Annotated in this window: 16 protein-coding genes; 13 read left to right on the top strand and 3 right to left on the bottom strand. The window is 69.4% G+C overall.

Features of this window, described 5'->3' with window-relative positions:
- Positions 1–119 precede the first annotated feature (119 nt).
- The 5 genes from G3I71_RS15765 (at position 120) to G3I71_RS15745 (ending at position 6,105) form a co-directional block, all read left to right on the top strand.
- Positions 120–1,313, top strand: coding sequence for an argininosuccinate synthase (locus G3I71_RS15765; protein WP_164315166.1), 1,194 nt, complete (start codon positions 120–122; stop codon positions 1,311–1,313).
- An 87-nt stretch (positions 1,314–1,400) separates the two neighbouring features.
- Positions 1,401–2,834, top strand: coding sequence for an argininosuccinate lyase (gene argH / locus G3I71_RS15760; protein WP_164315164.1), 1,434 nt, complete (start codon positions 1,401–1,403; stop codon positions 2,832–2,834).
- Positions 2,835–2,965: 131 nt separating this feature from the next.
- Positions 2,966–3,943, top strand: coding sequence for an aldo/keto reductase (locus tag G3I71_RS15755; protein WP_164315161.1), 978 nt, complete (start codon positions 2,966–2,968; stop codon positions 3,941–3,943).
- Between the two features lie 81 nt (positions 3,944–4,024).
- On the top strand, positions 4,025–4,576 hold the full coding sequence (locus G3I71_RS15750) for a TetR/AcrR family transcriptional regulator (protein WP_164315159.1): 552 nt from the start codon (positions 4,025–4,027) through the stop codon (positions 4,574–4,576).
- A complete protein-coding gene (locus G3I71_RS15745; protein ID WP_164315157.1) occupies positions 4,573–6,105 on the top strand; it encodes an MFS transporter in 1,533 nt (510 codons plus the stop codon). Before G3I71_RS15750 ends, G3I71_RS15745 begins: the two co-directional genes overlap by 4 nt.
- Before the next feature lie 129 nt (positions 6,106–6,234).
- Here G3I71_RS15745 and G3I71_RS15740 read toward each other — a convergent pair whose 3' ends face one another.
- The gene (locus tag G3I71_RS15740; RefSeq protein ID WP_164315264.1) at positions 6,235–6,906 is read right to left on the bottom strand and encodes a 1-acyl-sn-glycerol-3-phosphate acyltransferase; all 672 of its coding nucleotides are present in this window, start codon (positions 6,904–6,906) and stop codon (positions 6,235–6,237) included.
- A gap of 337 nt (positions 6,907–7,243) precedes the next feature.
- On the opposite strand from G3I71_RS15740, the gene G3I71_RS15735 reads away from it, so the two are divergent.
- From G3I71_RS15735 to G3I71_RS15725, 3 genes are all read left to right on the top strand, one after another.
- Positions 7,244–8,452 carry a glycerophosphodiester phosphodiesterase gene (locus G3I71_RS15735; RefSeq protein ID WP_164315155.1) on the top strand — a complete coding sequence of 403 codons (1,209 nt, stop codon included), beginning with the start codon at positions 7,244–7,246 and terminating at the stop codon, positions 8,450–8,452.
- A gap of 121 nt (positions 8,453–8,573) precedes the next feature.
- A complete protein-coding gene (locus G3I71_RS15730) occupies positions 8,574–9,080 on the top strand; it encodes an RNA polymerase sigma factor (protein ID WP_164315153.1) in 507 nt (168 codons plus the stop codon).
- Between the two features lie 45 nt (positions 9,081–9,125).
- Entirely contained in the window at positions 9,126–9,623 is a 498-nt protein-coding gene (locus tag G3I71_RS15725) for a GNAT family N-acetyltransferase (protein WP_164315151.1), read from the top strand.
- A gap of 89 nt (positions 9,624–9,712) precedes the next feature.
- Here G3I71_RS15725 and G3I71_RS15720 read toward each other — a convergent pair whose 3' ends face one another.
- Both G3I71_RS15720 and G3I71_RS15715 read right to left on the bottom strand, forming a co-directional pair.
- A complete protein-coding gene (locus tag G3I71_RS15720) occupies positions 9,713–10,153 on the bottom strand; it encodes a hypothetical protein (protein WP_164315148.1) in 441 nt (146 codons plus the stop codon).
- Positions 10,134–10,493 carry a hypothetical protein gene (locus G3I71_RS15715; protein ID WP_164315146.1) on the bottom strand — a complete coding sequence of 120 codons (360 nt, stop codon included), beginning with the start codon at positions 10,491–10,493 and terminating at the stop codon, positions 10,134–10,136. The genes G3I71_RS15720 and G3I71_RS15715 overlap by 20 nt, the downstream gene beginning before the upstream one ends.
- A gap of 431 nt (positions 10,494–10,924) precedes the next feature.
- Here G3I71_RS15715 and G3I71_RS15710 point away from each other — a divergent pair, with 431 nt between their 5' ends.
- The 5 genes from G3I71_RS15710 (at position 10,925) to cbiE (ending at position 15,838) form a co-directional block, all read left to right on the top strand.
- Entirely contained in the window at positions 10,925–11,968 is a 1,044-nt protein-coding gene (locus G3I71_RS15710) for an ATP-binding cassette domain-containing protein (RefSeq protein WP_164315144.1), read from the top strand.
- The gene (locus tag G3I71_RS15705) at positions 11,965–12,726 is read left to right on the top strand and encodes a methionine ABC transporter permease (RefSeq protein WP_164315142.1); all 762 of its coding nucleotides are present in this window, start codon (positions 11,965–11,967) and stop codon (positions 12,724–12,726) included. The genes G3I71_RS15710 and G3I71_RS15705 overlap by 4 nt, the downstream gene beginning before the upstream one ends.
- A 101-nt stretch (positions 12,727–12,827) precedes the next feature.
- Positions 12,828–13,655 carry a MetQ/NlpA family ABC transporter substrate-binding protein gene (locus tag G3I71_RS15700; protein WP_164315140.1) on the top strand — a complete coding sequence of 276 codons (828 nt, stop codon included), beginning with the start codon at positions 12,828–12,830 and terminating at the stop codon, positions 13,653–13,655.
- A 181-nt stretch (positions 13,656–13,836) separates the two neighbouring features.
- Complete coding sequence (locus tag G3I71_RS15695; protein WP_164315138.1) at positions 13,837–14,475, top strand: GNAT family N-acetyltransferase; 639 nt, start codon at positions 13,837–13,839, stop codon at positions 14,473–14,475.
- A 139-nt stretch (positions 14,476–14,614) separates the two neighbouring features.
- The gene (gene cbiE / locus G3I71_RS15690; RefSeq protein ID WP_164315136.1) at positions 14,615–15,838 is read left to right on the top strand and encodes a precorrin-6y C5,15-methyltransferase (decarboxylating) subunit CbiE; all 1,224 of its coding nucleotides are present in this window, start codon (positions 14,615–14,617) and stop codon (positions 15,836–15,838) included.
- Positions 15,839–16,184 lie beyond the last annotated feature (346 nt).

Raw genomic sequence — 16,184 nt, 5'->3', positions numbered from 1 at the left:
CGGTTTCGCGTGTTCAAAGACTCGTCAAACATCCGTAAGAAATTTTCCCGAGATTGACGAATCATGCAGAGTTCTGCATACTCATGCATGTCAGCGAATGCAGTGTGAGGAGAGAATCCGTGACCGAGCGCGTCGTACTCGCCTACTCAGGCGGTCTGGACACCTCCGTCGCCATCGGCTGGATCGCCGAGGAGACGGGCGCCGAGGTCATCGCCGTCGCGGTCGACGTCGGCCAGGGTGGCGAGGACCTGGACGTCATCCGCAAGCGCGCGCTCGCCTGCGGCGCTGTCGAGGCCGAGGTCGCGGACGCCAAGGACGAGTTCGCCGAGGAGTACTGCCTCCCGGCGATCAAGGCCAACGCCCTCTACATGGACCGCTACCCGCTGGTCTCCGCCCTCTCCCGGCCGACGATCGTCAAGCACCTCGTGGCCGCCGCCCAGAAGCACGGCGCCACCACGGTCGCCCACGGCTGCACCGGCAAGGGCAACGACCAGGTGCGGTTCGAGGCCGGCATCGTCGCCCTCGCCCCCGACCTCAAGTGCATCGCCCCGGTCCGTGACTACGCGATGACCCGCGACAAGGCGATCGCCTTCTGCGAGGAGAAGCAGCTCCCGATCGCCACCACCAAGAAGTCCCCGTACTCCATCGACCAGAACGTCTTCGGGCGCGCGGTCGAGACGGGCTTCCTGGAGGACATCTGGAACGCCCCGATCGAGGACATCTACGAGTACACCTCGAACCCGGCCACCCCGCGCGAGGCCGACGAGGTCGTCGTCTCCTTCAAGGAGGGCGTCCCGGTCGCCATCGACGGCAGGCCGGTCTCCGTCCTCCAGGCGATCCAGCAGCTCAACGAGCGCGCCGGCGCCCAGGGCATCGGCCGGATCGACATGGTCGAGGACCGTCTCGTCGGCATCAAGTCCCGTGAGGTGTACGAGGCTCCGGGCGCGATCGCCCTGATCACGGCCCACCAGGAGCTGGAGAGCGTCACGGTCGAGCGTGAACTCGCCCGCTACAAGCGCCAGGTCGAGCAGCGCTGGGGCGAACTGGTCTACGACGGCCAGTGGTTCTCCCCGCTCAAGCGTGCCCTGGACGGTTTCATCAACGAGGCCAACCAGCACGTCAACGGCGACGTCCGGATGACCCTGCACGGTGGTCGCGCGGTCGTCACGGGTCGGCGTTCCGACACCTCGCTGTACGACTTCAACCTCGCCACGTACGACACGGGCGACACCTTCGACCAGGCCGCGGCCAAGGGCTTCATCGACATCTACAGCCTGTCGTCGAAGATCGCGGCCAAGCGCGACCAGGCGTAACCGATACCGTTGCCACCGCCTCCCCTCCCGGGTACGGGCGGGGAGGCGGTCGCACATCAACCCCCTGCTTTTCGAGGAGCAACGCAAGTGAGCAGCAACAGCGGTGACGTACGGCTCTGGGGCGGCCGGTTCGCCGACGGTCCCGCCGAGGCCCTGGCCAAGCTGTCCGCGTCCGTCCACTTCGACTGGCGGCTCGCGCCCTACGACATCGCCGGCTCGCGTGCCCACGCGCGCGTGCTGCACAAGGCGGGCCTGCTCACGGACGACGAGCTGACGCGCATGCTGGGCGGCCTCGACCAGCTCGAAGCGAACCTCGCCGACGGCACCCTTGCCCCCACGATGGCCGACGAGGACATCCACACGGCCCTGGAACGCGGCCTGTTGGAGATCCTCGGCCCCGACCTCGGCGGCAAGCTCCGCGCCGGCCGCTCACGCAACGACCAGGTAGCCACGCTCTTCCGCATGTACCTGAGGGACCACGCCCGGACGATCGGCGGTCTGATCGCCGACCTCCAGGACGCGCTGATCGGCCTCGCGGAAGCCCACCCGGACGTGGCGATGCCCGGGCGCACCCACCTCCAGCACGCCCAGCCGGTCCTGTTCGCCCACCACGTCCTGGCCCACGTCCAGCCCCTGTCGCGGGACGCGGAGCGGCTGCGCCAGTGGGACGAGCGCACGGCGGTCTCCCCGTACGGCTCGGGCGCGCTCGCGGGCAGCAGCCTCGGCCTGGACCCGGAGTCGGTCGCCAAGGACCTCGGCTTCGAGCACGGCAGCGTGGGCAACTCCATTGACGGCACGGCCTCGCGCGACTTCGTCGCCGAGTTCGCCTTCATCACGGCGATGATCGGGATCAACCTCTCCCGGATCGCCGAGGAGATCATCATCTGGAACACGAAGGAGTTCTCCTTCGTGACCCTGCACGACGCCTTCTCCACGGGCTCGTCGATCATGCCGCAGAAGAAGAACCCGGACATCGCGGAGCTGGCGCGCGGCAAGAGCGGCCGTCTGATCGGCAACCTGACGGGCCTCCTGGCCACCCTCAAGGCCCTGCCTCTCGCCTACAACCGCGATCTCCAGGAGGACAAGGAGCCGGTCTTCGACTCCTGCGACCAGCTGGAGGTCCTGCTCCCCGCCTTCACCGGCATGATGGCCACGCTCACCGTCCACCGCGAGCGCATGGAGGAACTGGCCCCGGCCGGCTTCTCCCTCGCGACCGACATCGCCGAGTGGCTGGTCAAGCAGGGCGTCCCCTTCCGGGTCGCCCACGAGGTCGCCGGCGAGTGCGTGAAGGCCGCCGAGGCGGACGGGGTGGAGCTGGACGGCCTCACCGACGACCAGTTCGCGAAGATCAGCGCCCACCTCACCCCCGAGGTCCGCACGGTCCTGAACGTCCACGGCGCCCTGGCCTCCCGCAACGGCCGCGGCGGCACGGCCCCGAGCGCGGTGGCGATCCAGCTGGCAGAGGTCAAGCAGAACGTGGCCGACCAGCACGCTTGGGCAACGGCTCGGCAGCAGGCCTAAAGGGGCGCGGGGCTGTATCGATTTGCGGCTCCGCCGCGTGGGCGCGACCAGCCACGACGGCGCCGCACCCGCCAAAGAATCCGCACAACCCACTCCCGGAGGCGAAGGGCATCCCGCGCTACGTTGTCGGCATGCCCTTCGCCCGACTCGCCACCGCCACCACCCCCACCTGTCACATCGGCCTCGGCCTCGCCGCAGTCGGCCGCCCCGGCTATATCAACCTGGGCCGAGACCACGACCTCGGCCTCGCAGAGCACCGCACGGCAGACGCACTCCGCACCCGAACCCACGAACTCCTCGACGCCGCCTACGCCCAAGGCGTCCGCTACTTCGACGCGGCCCGCTCCTACGGCCGCTCAGAGGAGTTCCTCGCGGACTGGCTCAACAAGACCCCCGGCCGAAACGACGTGGTCATCGGCAGCAAGTGGGGCTACACCTACACCGCCGGCTGGACCACCGACGCCGAGCGGCACGAGGTCAAGGACCACAGTCTCCCGACGTACGAGCGTCAGCGCGCCGAGACCGATCAACTGCTCGGCGCCCGACTGGACCTCTACCAGATCCACTCGCTGACTCCCGACAGCCCGGCCCTGTCGGACAAGCAACTCCACGCCCGTCTCGCCGAGGCCGCCGCGGAGGGCCTGACCGTGGGCTTCTCCACCAGCGGCCCGGCCCAGGCCGACACCGTCCGCGCCGCCCTCGCCGTCACGGTCGACGGCGAGCCCCTCTTCCGTACCGTCCAGTCGACGTACAACGTCCTGGAGACGTCCGCCGGGCCCGCGCTGGCCGAGGCCCACGACGCCGGACTGACGGTGATCGTCAAGGAGGGCATGGCCAACGGCCGCCTCGCCGCCGGGCAGGCGCCGGACGGCGTACGGGCGGTCGCCGAGGAGACGGGCCTCGGCGCGGACGCCGTCGCCCTCGCGGTGGTGCTACGGCAGCCCTGGGCGGGGGTCGTGCTGTCCGGCGCGGCCACGCTGGGCCAGCTCGCCTCGAATCTGCACGCGGCGGCCGTCGACCTCGACGAGGACCACCTGTCGGGCCTGGCCGCGCTGGTGGAGGAGCCGCACGTCTACTGGGAACGCCGAGCGCGGCTGCCCTGGCACTGAGGCACTTCGCTGAACGAGCAGCCCTGATACGCACGTGCCTTGGATGAGACAATCATGTCTCATATGGTCTAGTGTTGTCTCATGGCTGTCGATCGTGAACACGTGCTGCGCAGCGCAGCCGCCCTCCTCACCCGGAAATCCACGTCCACCATGGACGAGGTCGCCAGAACATCCGGGATAAGCCGGGCCACGCTGCACCGCCTCTTCGCCGGGCGTGACGCGCTTGTGCGGGCACTGGAGTCGCTCGGCATCAAGGAGTGCGAGGCGGCGCTCGATGCCGCCCGCCTGGAAGAGGGGGCGGCGAGCGATGCCGTACGGCGCCTCGTGCGTGAGATCGAGCCTGCCGCGGGGCTGCTCAGCTTTCTCTACACGGAGAACCAACTGTTCGAGGGCGAGGAACAGAACGACGGCTGGGCCCGGACCGACGCCCGGATCTCCGCGTTGTTCCGGCGCGGACAGCAGAACGGCGAGTTCCGTATCGACCTGACACCCGCCTGGCTCACTGAAGCCCTGTTCGGCCTGTTGGCCTCCGGGGCCTGGATGGTGCAGAGCGGCAAGGGTGCCCCCAAGGACTTCAACCACATGATCGTCGAGCTGTTGCTCGGCGGCGCGCTACGGAGAGAGGAATCATGACCAGCACCCTGCAGCCGGCCCACGCGACGGAGGAAGGAAAGCGTCCGGGCCGCTGGCTCGCGCTGTCCGTCCTCGTGCTGGCCGTGCTGCTGGTGGCCGTCGACGCGACCGTTCTCGGTCTCGCGACCCCCTACATCAGCGAGGACCTGAAGCCGTCCGGCAACCAGTTGCTGTGGATAGGCGACGTCTACTCGTTCGTCATCGCGGGCCTGCTCGTCTCCATGGGCAGTCTCGGCGACCGCATCGGCCGCAAGCGGCTGCTGCTGTTCGGCGCGACCGCGTTCGGCGCGCTGTCGGTGCTCAACGCCTATGCGACGACACCGGAGTTGCTGATTCTGGCGCGGGCGCTGCTCGGTGTCGCGGGTGCGACCCTGATGCCGGCCACGCTCGCCCTGATCCGCAACCTCTTCCACGACCCGCGCGAACGCAGCCTCGCCATCGGTATCTGGGGCGCGACCGCCTCCGCCGGTACCGCGGTCGGCCCGGTCGTCGGCGGCTTCCTGCTCGAACACTTCTGGTGGGGCTCGGTCTTCCTGATCAACCTGCCCGTGATGGTGGTCCTCGTCCTCGTCGGCATCAAGCTGCTCCCCGAGTCGCGCAACCCGGCGCCGGGCCCGTGGGACCTGCGAAGCGTCGTGCTGTCGCTCGTCGGCATGATCGGCATCGTGTACGGCATCAAGGAGGCGGCGTCACACGGCATCTCGTGGCCGGCGCTGGGCGCGGCAGCCCTGGGCGGCGCGGCTCTGTACGGCTTCGTGCGCCGTCAACTCACGCTCCCCATACCCCTCCTGGACATGCGGCTGTTCCGCGACCGGGGGTTCAGCGGGGCCGTACTCGCCGACCTGTTGACCATCCTCGGACTGTCCGGGCTGGTGTTCTTCCTCTCGCAGTATCTGCAACTGGTGCAGGGCCGGGGGCCGTTGGAAGCGGGCCTCGCCGAACTGCCCGCTGCGATCGGCGCGGTGGTGGCGGGTCTGCTCGCCGGTGCGGCGGCCCGACGCTACTCGGTACGGGCCGTGGTCTCGGGCGGCCTCGCGGCGATCGGCCTGGCCCTGGCGGCGCTCACCGTGGTCGACCGGTCGACCGGCTATCCGCTGCTCGGCACCGCGCTGCTGGTCGTGGGTGTGGGCGCGGGCCTCTCGTTCACCGTGACCTCCGACGTCATCCTGGGCAGCGTTCCCAAGGAGCAGGCGGGTGCTGCGGCGGCGGTGTCGGAGACGGCGTACGAACTGGGCGCCGCCCTCGGCATCGCCCTGCTCGGCTCGATCGTCACCGGCGCCTACCGGAACTTCGACGCCCCGCCGGGCACCCCGCCCGAGGCCCACGAATCACTGGGCGGCGCGGTGGAGACAGCGGCAGGCCTGCCGACGCACACCGCAGAGGCCCTGCTGAACGCGGCCCGCGAGGCCTTCACCGACGGAATCGCCCTGGCAGCGGGCGCGGGCGCGGTGGTCCTCCTGGCAGCGGCGGGCGCGGCCTGGGTACTGCTGAAGGGACAACGGCTGGAGGGCCGGGGCGACCACCCCTGACGGGGCGTTGGTCACGAGGGGCGCCTGGGGCGCCCCTTAGGGGCGCGGGGCTGTATCTATCTGCGGCTCCGCGGCGGGGCGCGACAAGCCACAGCGGACCCGCACCCGACGAACAACCCGCAGCCCCCGTTACGCGGCCTTCGCCTTCGTCGCGTACATATCCACGTACTCCTGCCCGGACAGCAACATGACCTCGGTCATCACCGAGTCGGTCACGGCCCGCAGCACATACCGGTCCCGATCCATCCCCTCGTACCGAGAGAACTCCATCGCCTCACCGAACCGCACCGTGACCCGCCCCGGCCGGGGCATCCCCGCCCCGCCGGGCTGCAGCTTGTCCGTGCCGATCATCGCGAACGGCACGACAGGCGCGCCCGTCATCAGCGTCAGCCGGGCGATGCCGGTGCGGCCCCGGTAGAGGCGGCCGTCGGGGGAGCGCGTGCCCTCGGGGTAGATCCCGAACATGCGGCCCTCCTCCAGCACCCGGCGACCGGTCATCAGCGCCGCGACACCGCCGTTGGCCCCGTCCCGGTCGACCGGGATCATGCCGACACCGGTGAAGAACCAGGCCATGAGGCGACCCTTGAGCCCCGCGCCGGTGACGTACTCGTCCTTGCCGATGAACACGACCTGCCGGTCGCAGACCAGGGGAAGGATCATCGAGTCGATGAAAGTGAGGTGGTTGCCGGCGAGGATCACCGGGCCGTCTCCGGGGATGTGCTCCATGCCCTCCACCCGTGGGCGGAACATCAGGCGCATGATCGGTCCGAGCAGTGCCTTGATGAGCGCGAAGCGGGACAACAGGCCCTCCGGTGTCAAGGGATAGGTATAAGTCTGTGCAGGTGAGGACGATACTCGCGCCTCGGGGGGTAACGCACATCGGGTTCACCGACTGCTTACGTACTGTTGACCCGCGTTTACCTGCGGTGGCGCGGTGTTGCGGGCAGGTGACGGTCCGCCACGAATGTGACGGAGATCGCGCGAGTCGACAGGACACACCGACCGGGTACCCACCGCGCCCGAGTCGATGCGGACATCCAGCGTGACCCGCGTGTTCCGTCCCAGGTCTCCCTGTCGACATGTACACGCACCTACGATCGGTCCGTTTGGACAGATCGGTGCGGCAGGAGAGGCGCTCATGGGCACGCTGGAGTCGAACGGACATACGCAGGGGGAGTCGGCGGGGACGGGGCGGCGGACGCTGCTCGGAGCCGCGATGCTCGGTGCGGGCGGCGCGGTCGTCGGGTTGCCCGGCGCGGCGAGAGCCGACGCCCAGGACGCCGGGCAGGCCGTGCACCGGGACGCGAAGCATGGAGGCGGTGGCTTGAAGAGCCTGCCCGTACCGACGATCATCGGCCACCGGGGTGCCAGCGGTTACCGCCCGGAGCACACCTTCGGGTCGTACCAACTCGCCCTCGACCTGGGCGCGGACATCGTCGAGGCCGGTGACCTGGTCCCCACCAAGGACGGTCACCTCGTCTGCCGCCACGAACCCGAGATCGGCGGGACGACGAACGTCGCCGACCACCCCGAGTTCGCGAGCCGCAGGACCACCAAGGTTCTGGACGGCGTCTCCCTCACCGGCTGGTTCACCGAGGACTTCACGCTCGCCGAGCTGAAGACACTGCGCGCGATCGAGCGCATTCCGGCCAACCGCCCGCACAACAGCCTCTACGACGGCCGCTGGGAGATCCCCACCTTCGAAGAGGTCCTCCGCTGGCAGGACGAGCAGACCCGCAAGCGCGGCAAGCAGGTCTGGATCTACCCCGAGACCAAGCACCCCACCTACTTCCGGGCCCTCGGCCTGGGCCTGGAGGAGCGGGTCGCGAAGGTGCTGCGCAAGCACGGCAAGGACCAGAAGAACTCGCCGGTCATCATCCAGTCCTTCGAGCCGACCGGCATCCAGCGGCTGAACCGGCTGGTGGGCAACCCGCTCGTCGTGCTCCTCTCGGCCGCGAACAGCCGCCCCTGGGACTTCGTGACGGCCGGCGACCCCCGTACGGTCGCCGACCTGATCAAGCCGGCCGGTCTGAAGGAGATCGCCTCGTACGCGCAGGGCATCGGCCCGACCCTCGACCTTGTCATCCCCAAGGACTCGACGGGCGCGCTCACCTCACCGACCACCCTGGTCGCGGACGCGCACAAGGCGGGCCTGATCCTGCACCCGTACACCATGCGCAACGAGAACCCCTTCCTGCCGGCGAACTTCCGCAAGGGCACGGACGTGGACGCCTACGGGGACGTCTTCGGGGCGTACCGGACGTACTTCGCGACGGGTATCGACGGAGTCTTCACGGACAACGCGGACACGGGTGTGCTGGCCCGCGCGGACTTCCTGAACGACTGAGACGGCTGAGGCGACCGAGACGACCGAGGGGCCTCGTCAACGGCTGAACGCCCGGCCCCGGTTGGGGTGACAACCGGCCGTTCCGGCAACCTCCCGCCGGGGCGGTCGCGTCGTGCCGCATATGACCCATGACTTGGTTTCCGACCTGCGTCCCCTGCTCGCCGCCGAGGCCTCGGCGGAGGCATATGCCTACGGCGCGGAGCCGAGCGACCTGGAACAGGCTGTCCTGCTCCGCCTCCTGGAACGTCTCGACTCGGACGGCCCGCCGGCCGATCCGCGGAACTGGCTCCGCCGGGCCGTCCGCTCCGAGGCCCGCCGCAGTCGCCGTACCGCCCGCATCGAACGGCCTTACGGCGACCCGCCGGCGGCCGACGAGGGACCGGGCCCCGAGCAGCTCGCCCTCACGGCCGCCCGGCACCGTGCCCTGCGTGACGCGGTACGCAGGCTGCCCGGCCGCTGCCCGAGCCTGCTGGAGGCGCTGCTGTCGCCCAAGGACCTCACCTACCGGGAAATCGCGGGGGAGTTGGGTATCTCACAGGGAAGTCTTGGTCCGGAACGTTCCAGATGCCTGGGATGTCTCCGTCGTTTGCTGACGCCGGAGGTTGCGGCCCGCGAAGCACGGGGATAGGAGTGAGGACATACGACTGAGCAGGTGAGCGGGAGGCGTGCACACATGGGCATGAGCGTGACCATCTCCGTGGCGACGGAACGGGACGTCGAACAGATCTTCCGGTTGCAGTACCTGTGCTTCCAGAGCGAGGCCGCTCTGTACGGCAACTACCGGATCGATCCGCTCGTCCAGACCCTGGACTCCGTGCGGGAGGAAGTCGGCACGGACTGCGTCTTCGTGGCCCGCCTGGGCGAAGAGGTGGTCGGCTCGGTGCGCGGCACGCCGAACCCCGACGGCACGGCGGCCATCGGCAAGCTCTGCGTCCACCCACGCCTCCAGGGCCACGGCATCGGCGCCCGCCTCCTGCGCGCGGCCGAGTCGGCACTCGCGGAGGAACGCGGTGCCAAGAGGTTCCGCCTCAGCACGGGCCACCGCAGCGACAAGGGCCTGCGCCTGTACCGCCGCGTCGGCTACGAAACGGTGGGCACGGACAAGGGCACCGACGGCGTACCGATGATCGTCCTGGAAAAGCCGGCGGGGACGTACGCGGCAACGGCCTGATGCTGTGAGGAGCGCGGGGCTGTGTTGAATGTGCGGCTCCGCCGCGTGGGCGCGACCAGCCACAAGTGGCCTGCGGTCGCGCAACAACCTCAGCCAACCTCCCCCTGAGGCGCACGCGCGTGGCGCAACCAGTACATGGCGGAGATGGGCAGCAGTACCGGAATGAACAGGTACCCCATCCCGTAGTCGGACCACACGGTCGAGTCGGGAAACGCGGACGGCTCGACCAAGGTCCACGTACCCACGACCAACACCCCGACAAGCTCCCCGGCGCAACAGACCAGCGCAGCGCGACGTGCTCTCTCCCCACCCCGCACCAGCGAGTACGTGATGAACCCGTACACCACACCGGCGACAGCCGACAGCGAGTAGGCGAGCGGCGCATGGCCGAACTCGGTCGAGATCTGCACGGCGGACCGCGACACCGCGCCGACGACCATCACGCCGTACAGCCAGACCAGCAGCGTGCCCGGCCCGCTGATGAGCCGTGTCTTCTCGGTCGTGGCCATCTCACCCTCCCCAGATGTCATAGAGCCGCACTTCCAGCACGGCCAGCACCACACCGCCGGCGGCAACCGTCACCGAACCCCAACGGGTGCGCTCCGCCAGCGACATGAACCCCGTCACCGGCACGCATGCCAACGCGCCCAGCAGATACGCCACGAAGATCGTCGTACCCTGCTCCGGCTTCTCGCCTCGTGCGAGCTGGACGATGCCGACCACCAGCTGGACCACGGTGAGCACGGTCACCACGCCCATGCCGATGAAGTGCCAGTCCTTGGTGGGCTGATCGCGAGAGGCGGCCCAGCCGCACCAGGCGGCGAGCGCGAGAGCGGCGACGGCGGTAGCGACCGTCAGGGCATCAAGCATGCCGCGACCCTATTACGGCTCAAAATGCCTGGTGCGGTCGGCCCCGTGGAGTCGCGCCTCGAGATCACTGCCGTGGAGCGGGCCTGTCCGGAATATGGACAGACATGAGACGGGCATTCTTGGCCTCGCCCATACGTCTGCTTTACTGATCGCATGACCACGACGCGCAGCCGCACTCCTGCGACCGAGGCGACCCTGACGCCCGGTGCTCGTTGTACGTGTCGAATGTGCGCCTTCTAGAGGGCCCTCGCACCACCCCTGAGCCTCGCGCCCCGAAGCGAGCCGCCGTGGCATGTCCGTGCGCCGCAGCCGTATGACTCCTCCGACTCATACACCGGCATTCGCGTACGTGACCGGTCCGTGCCGCGCACATCCTCTTCCCGCGTCCGGGCACACCCACGCCCGCGCACTCGACAGTGACGGAAACCCCTGTGATCACCACGTCCGGCCTCACGAAGGTCTACCGCTCGCGCGGTCGTGAAGTCACCGCCCTCGACGGCGTCGACCTGCACGTCCGCGAAGGGGAGGTGTACGGCGTCATCGGCCAGTCCGGCGCCGGCAAGTCCTCGCTCATCCGCTGCGTCAACCTCCTGGAACGCCCCACCGCGGGCACGGTCACCGTCGCCGGGCAGGACCTCACCGCCCTGGCCGGGAGCGGAGCCAGGGCGGGCCGGGAACTGCGCCGGGCGCGCAGCCGTATCGGCATGGTCTTCCAGCACTTCAACCTGCTCTCCACCCGTACCGTCCAGGACAACGTCGAGCTGCCGCTCGAAATCCTCGGTACGTCGGGCAGGGAGCGGTCCCGCAAGGCGCTGGAGCTGCTCGACCTCGTCGGCCTCTCCGACAAGGCCAGGGCCTATCCGGCCCAGCTCTCCGGCGGCCAGAAGCAGCGCGTCGGCATCGCCCGCGCCCTGGCAGGTGACCCCAAGGTGCTGCTCTCCGACGAGGCCACCAGCGCCCTCGACCCGGAGACCACGCGCTCCGTCCTCCAGTTGCTGCGCGACCTGAACCGGCAGTTGGGGCTCACCGTGCTGCTCATCACGCACGAGATGGACGTCGTCAAGTCCATCTGCGACTCGGCGGCCCTCATGGAGAACGGGCGGATCACCGAGTCCGGCACCGTCAGCGAGCTGCTCGCCACCCCCGGCTCCGAACTGGCCGCCTCGCTCTTCCCGGTCGGCGGCGACGTCTCCGGGGACGACCGCACGGTCATCGACGTCACCTTCCACGGCGACGCGACGGCCAGGCCCGTCATCTCGCAGCTCTCGCGCACGTACAACATCGACATCTCGATCCTCGGCGCCGCGATGGACACCGTCGGAGGCAGGCAGGTAGGCCGGATGCGCATCGCACTGCCGGGCGGTTACGAGGAGAACGTCGTGCCGGTCGGCTTCCTGCGCGAGCAGGGTCTGCAGATCGATGTCGTCGAGCGGGCGGACCACGAGTCCGTGCTGGTGAAGGACGGTGCCAAGTGACCTGGTCCGAAATGCGGCCCCTGCTGGAGCAGGCGTGTTGGGACACCCTCTACATGGTCGGCTGGTCCACGCTGATCGCCGTCGTCGCCGGGCTTCCGCTGGGCATCCTGCTGGTCCTGACCGACCGTGGCGGGCTCCTTCGGAACGTCCTCGCCAACAAGGTCATCGGGCAGGTCGTGAACGTCGCCCGCTCCATGCCGTTCATCATCCTGATGGTCGCGCTGATGGGCTTCACACGGGCCGTCGTCGGCACGACGATCGGTCGTGAGGCCGCCATCGTGCCGCTCGCCATCGGCGCGATCCCGTTCTTCGCCCGCCTCGTCGAGACAGCTGTCCGCGAAGTGGACCACGGGCTCGTCGAGGCCGTGCAGGCCATGGGCGGCAACACCTGGACCGTCGTCCGCCGGGTCCTCGTACCTGAGTCGCTGCCCTCGCTGATCTCGTCGGCCACCACGACCGTCGTCGCTCTCATCGGCTACTCCGCCATGGCCGGCACGGTCGGTGCGGGCGGCCTCGGCGACATCGCCATCCGCTACGGCTACCAGCGCTTCGAGACCGGCCTGATGTGGATCACCGTGGCGATCCTCGCGGTCGTCATCTCGGTCATCCAGTTCGCCGGCGACCTCGCGGCCCGCAGGCTGTACCGGCGCGGCGGCGGTTACGGCTCCGCGCCCGCGTTCCGGCTGCTGAAGGCGAGGCCCGAAGTGAGCTCGACGACCGAGGAATCGGCTGCCGCGGACGTCGGCAAGGCTGCCTGAGAGCCGCCGAACACCCGCTCCGTACCACTCCCACCCACCCGCAGATTTCCCCGTACCACCCATCACGGGGACAGCCACACCCAATTGGAAAGGCACTTTTCGTGCGTAACGCCATAAAGTTCACCGCTGCCGCCCTCGCCACCGGAGCCCTCACCCTGGGTCTGACCGCGTGCGGCTCGGACAAGGACTCCGCCTCCGACACCAGCGGCCCACTGGTCGTCGGTGCGAGCACCGTCCCGCACGCCGAGATCCTCACCTACATCAAGGACAACCTGGCCGAGAAGGCGGGCCTCGACCTGGACGTCAGGGAGTTTACCGACTACACCACGCTGAACCCGGCGACCGAGGACGGGTCCGTGGACGCCAACTACTTCCAGAACCAGCCGTATCTCGACGAGTTCAACCAGAAGAACGGCACCGACATCGTGCCCGTCGTCACCGTGCACCTGGAGCCGCTCGGCCTCTACTCGAAGAAGCTGAAGTCGGCCGACGAGCTGAAGAGCGGCGCCACCATCGCCGTCCCGAACGACACGGTCAACGAGGCGCGGGCCCTCAAGCTCCTCGACGCCAACGGGATCATCACCCTCAAGGACGGCGTGGGCAACGACGCGACCCCCAAGGACATCGCCGAGAACCCCAAGAACATCGAGTTCAAGGAGCTGGAGGCGGCCCAGACCCCGCGCTCCCTGGACGACGTGGACGCCGCGGTGATCAACGGCAACTACGCCCTCGAAGCCGATCTCTCGCCCGCGAAGGACGCCCTCGTCTCGGAGTCCCCCAAGGACAACCCGTACGGCAACTTCCTCGCCGTCAGGAAGACCGACGAGGGCGACCCCCGGGTCGCGAAGCTGGCGAAGCTGCTCACCTCCGCCGAGGTCAGGAAGTTCATCGAGGACAAGTACGAGGGCTCCGTGATCCCGTCCTTCTGATGCCCTCCTTCTGATCCGGCCACCGTCCGGTATCCGCCACCTCGGTACGTACCGACACGTACGGGGTCCGCTCCCTCACCGGGTGTGGACCCCGTGATGCGGTTGCGCGGCCGCATGCTGCATGCTGGGCAGTTCATCAGGCCTTGCAGGTTCGAAGGTTTCGAAGGTTACGGAGTGGCGCATGTCGAGCACCTTCCCCAACATCTCCATCAGCACGGAGCGGTTGGTACTGCGCCCCCTTGACGAGGACGACATCCCCGCGCTGGCCGAGATGATGAACGACGAACAGGTCGCCGCCTGGACCGACGTCCCCCAGCCCTTCACCGAGGACGCGGCCCACACCTGGATCACCGAGTACGCGCCCGCCGAACGCACCGAAGGCCGTGGCCTCGACTTCGCCGTCACCGAGTTCCTCACCCAACGCCTCGTCGGCATCGTCCAGTTGTCCAAGACGGACTGGCACATCCGGTCCACCGAGCTGTCGTACATCATCGCCCCCTGGGCGCGCGGCGAGGGCTACGCCTCCGAGGCCGCGCTGGCCACCTCCCAATGGGTGCTGGGCGACCAGAAGTTCGAGCGCGTCGAACTGCGCACGGCCGCCGACAACACCGCCTCCCAGCAGGTCGCCCAGAAGATCGGCTGTATCAGCGAGGGCGTCCTGCGGAGCGCCTGCATAGCCCACGTCCGTACCGAGGACGACACCTGGACCGACGTACGCACCGACTTCATCATCTGGAGTCTGCTCCCCGAGGACCTCGAAGGAGCCGGCGAGGAACTGGCCGACACCGGCGGTTTCACGTCGTACTCGGACTGGAACTGAACCGAGGGGTACGCGACCGGACACCACGGGAACACCCGATACCCTCACGGAGCCCCGACACGGCCGACTCCCTACGGGATCACCCCTGGTTCCCCCAGCCGCCCGCCGACCGCGCCGAACCCTCTGGAGACTGACGACGATGGCCGACCGGGTCACGGTGATCGGCTGGGACGGCTCGCCGCTGAGCTCCACGGCGCGCGCCGCCCTCGGCGCCGCCACGCTGGTGGCCGGCTCCGCCCACCACCTCGCACTCCCCGAAGTGCCCCCGGCCGCCGAACGCGTCCGCCTCGGCAGCGTCGACCTCGCGGCCCCCCGCATCGCCGGCCATCGCGGCACCGCCGTCGTCCTCGCCGACGGGGACCCCGGCTTCTTCGGTGTCGTACGCACCCTGCGCAACCCCGAGTTCGGCCTGGAGGTCGAGGTCGTCCCCGCCGTGTCCTCGGTGGCCACCGCCTTCGCCCGCGCCGGCATGCCCTGGGACGACGCCCAGATCGTCGTCGCCCACCGTCGCACCCTGCGCCGCGCGGTCAACGTGTGCCGGGCCCACACCAAGGTCGCCGTCCTCACCTCGCCCGGCGCGGGCCCCGCCGAACTCGGCCTGCTCCTCGACGGAGTCCACCGCACCTTCGTCATCTGCGAGGAACTGGGCACCGCGCGCGAAAAGATCTCGATCCTCACCTCCGACAAGGCCGCCGACCGCGCCTGGCGCAACCCCAACGTCGTCATCGTCATGGGCGGCCCGGTCGCCGGCACCGACAGCGACTGGATCGCCGGCCGCGACCCGGCGGTGGGTCCACGCGGCTGGACCCTGCCCACCGAGGCGTACGGGCACGGCTCCACCGGGTACGCCGAGGGTGAGACGGAGCTGCTGCGGGCCGCCCAACTCGCCCGCCTGGGACCGCGCGTGGGCGACCTCGTCTGGGACATCGGCTGCGGCAGCGGAGCCTTCGCCACCGACGCGGCCCGTAGTGGCGCCGCCGTCATCGCCGTCGACCGGGACGTGGACGCCTGCGCCCGCACCGACTTCGCCGCCCGCCGCTTCGGCGTCCAGCTCCAGATCGTGCGCGGCGAGGCCCCCCACGTCCTGGAGGACCTCCCCGAGCCCGACGTCGTCCGTGTCGGCGGCGGGGGAGCGGCGGTGGTCTCCGCGGTCGCCGACCGGCGCCCGCAGCGCATCGTGACGCACGCGGCGACCCGTGACGCGGCCGAACTCGTCGGCCGCGATCTGACCGAGCACGGCTACCAGGTCGAGTGCGCCCTCCTCCAGTCCGTCGAGCTCGACATCCGGGCCTGGACGGAGAAGGAACGGAGCGTCGCGTTCCTGCTCACCGGAGAATTGCTGCGGCGCGAAGCGCCTCGTTGAGGGGTGGTGGTCGGGCGACGGGCGGGCCCTGCCCGACCGCGCCCCCTGAGGCCGGTTGCAGTCCCGTGATCCTGTTGTCGTACTGCGCGCGGTAGGCTGGCCGACCGTTGCACCGCACTCGGCAGCCCGGCACTTCGTAGCCCAATGTCCGGAAAGCGCGCCCGTTTTGGGGTGAGTGTGGTACGGCGGAACCGTTGGGGCGCGCAACGTGGCGCAGTCCACAGCGGTCCGTGGCGGATCAAGGTGCCGCTATGGCGGAACGACCGCAAGAATGCCAGTTGATGGCGACAATGCCAGTTAGTGGCTTTGTCGTCTTTCTGGGACGGGTCGTTCGTGCCGCTGGGCG

This window comes from Streptomyces sp. SID12501, from assembly GCF_010550245.1.
Lineage (GTDB): Bacteria > Actinomycetota > Actinomycetes > Streptomycetales > Streptomycetaceae > Streptomyces.
This window is presented reverse-complemented; position numbering and strand designations above follow the sequence as displayed.

What these genes read in the sequence shown, in the direction of transcription:
- G3I71_RS15755 (WP_164315161.1), top strand. Translation starts at nt 2,966, where the DNA reads ATGCCCTTCGCCCGACTCGCCACCGCCACCACCCCCACCTGTCACATC.
- G3I71_RS15750 (WP_164315159.1), top strand. Translation starts at nt 4,025, where the DNA reads ATGGCTGTCGATCGTGAACACGTGCTGCGCAGCGCAGCCGCCCTCCTC.
- G3I71_RS15745 (WP_164315157.1), top strand. Translation starts at nt 4,573, where the DNA reads ATGACCAGCACCCTGCAGCCGGCCCACGCGACGGAGGAAGGAAAGCGT.
- G3I71_RS15735 (WP_164315155.1), top strand. Translation starts at nt 7,244, where the DNA reads ATGGGCACGCTGGAGTCGAACGGACATACGCAGGGGGAGTCGGCGGGG.
- G3I71_RS15730 (WP_164315153.1), top strand. Translation starts at nt 8,574, where the DNA reads ATGACCCATGACTTGGTTTCCGACCTGCGTCCCCTGCTCGCCGCCGAG.
- G3I71_RS15725 (WP_164315151.1), top strand. Translation starts at nt 9,126, where the DNA reads ATGGGCATGAGCGTGACCATCTCCGTGGCGACGGAACGGGACGTCGAA.
- G3I71_RS15720 (WP_164315148.1), bottom strand. Translation starts at nt 10,153, where the DNA reads ATGACATCTGGGGAGGGTGAGATGGCCACGACCGAGAAGACACGGCTC.
- G3I71_RS15715 (WP_164315146.1), bottom strand. Translation starts at nt 10,493, where the DNA reads ATGCTTGATGCCCTGACGGTCGCTACCGCCGTCGCCGCTCTCGCGCTC.
- G3I71_RS15695 (WP_164315138.1), top strand. Translation starts at nt 13,837, where the DNA reads ATGTCGAGCACCTTCCCCAACATCTCCATCAGCACGGAGCGGTTGGTA.
- cbiE (WP_164315136.1), top strand. Translation starts at nt 14,615, where the DNA reads ATGGCCGACCGGGTCACGGTGATCGGCTGGGACGGCTCGCCGCTGAGC.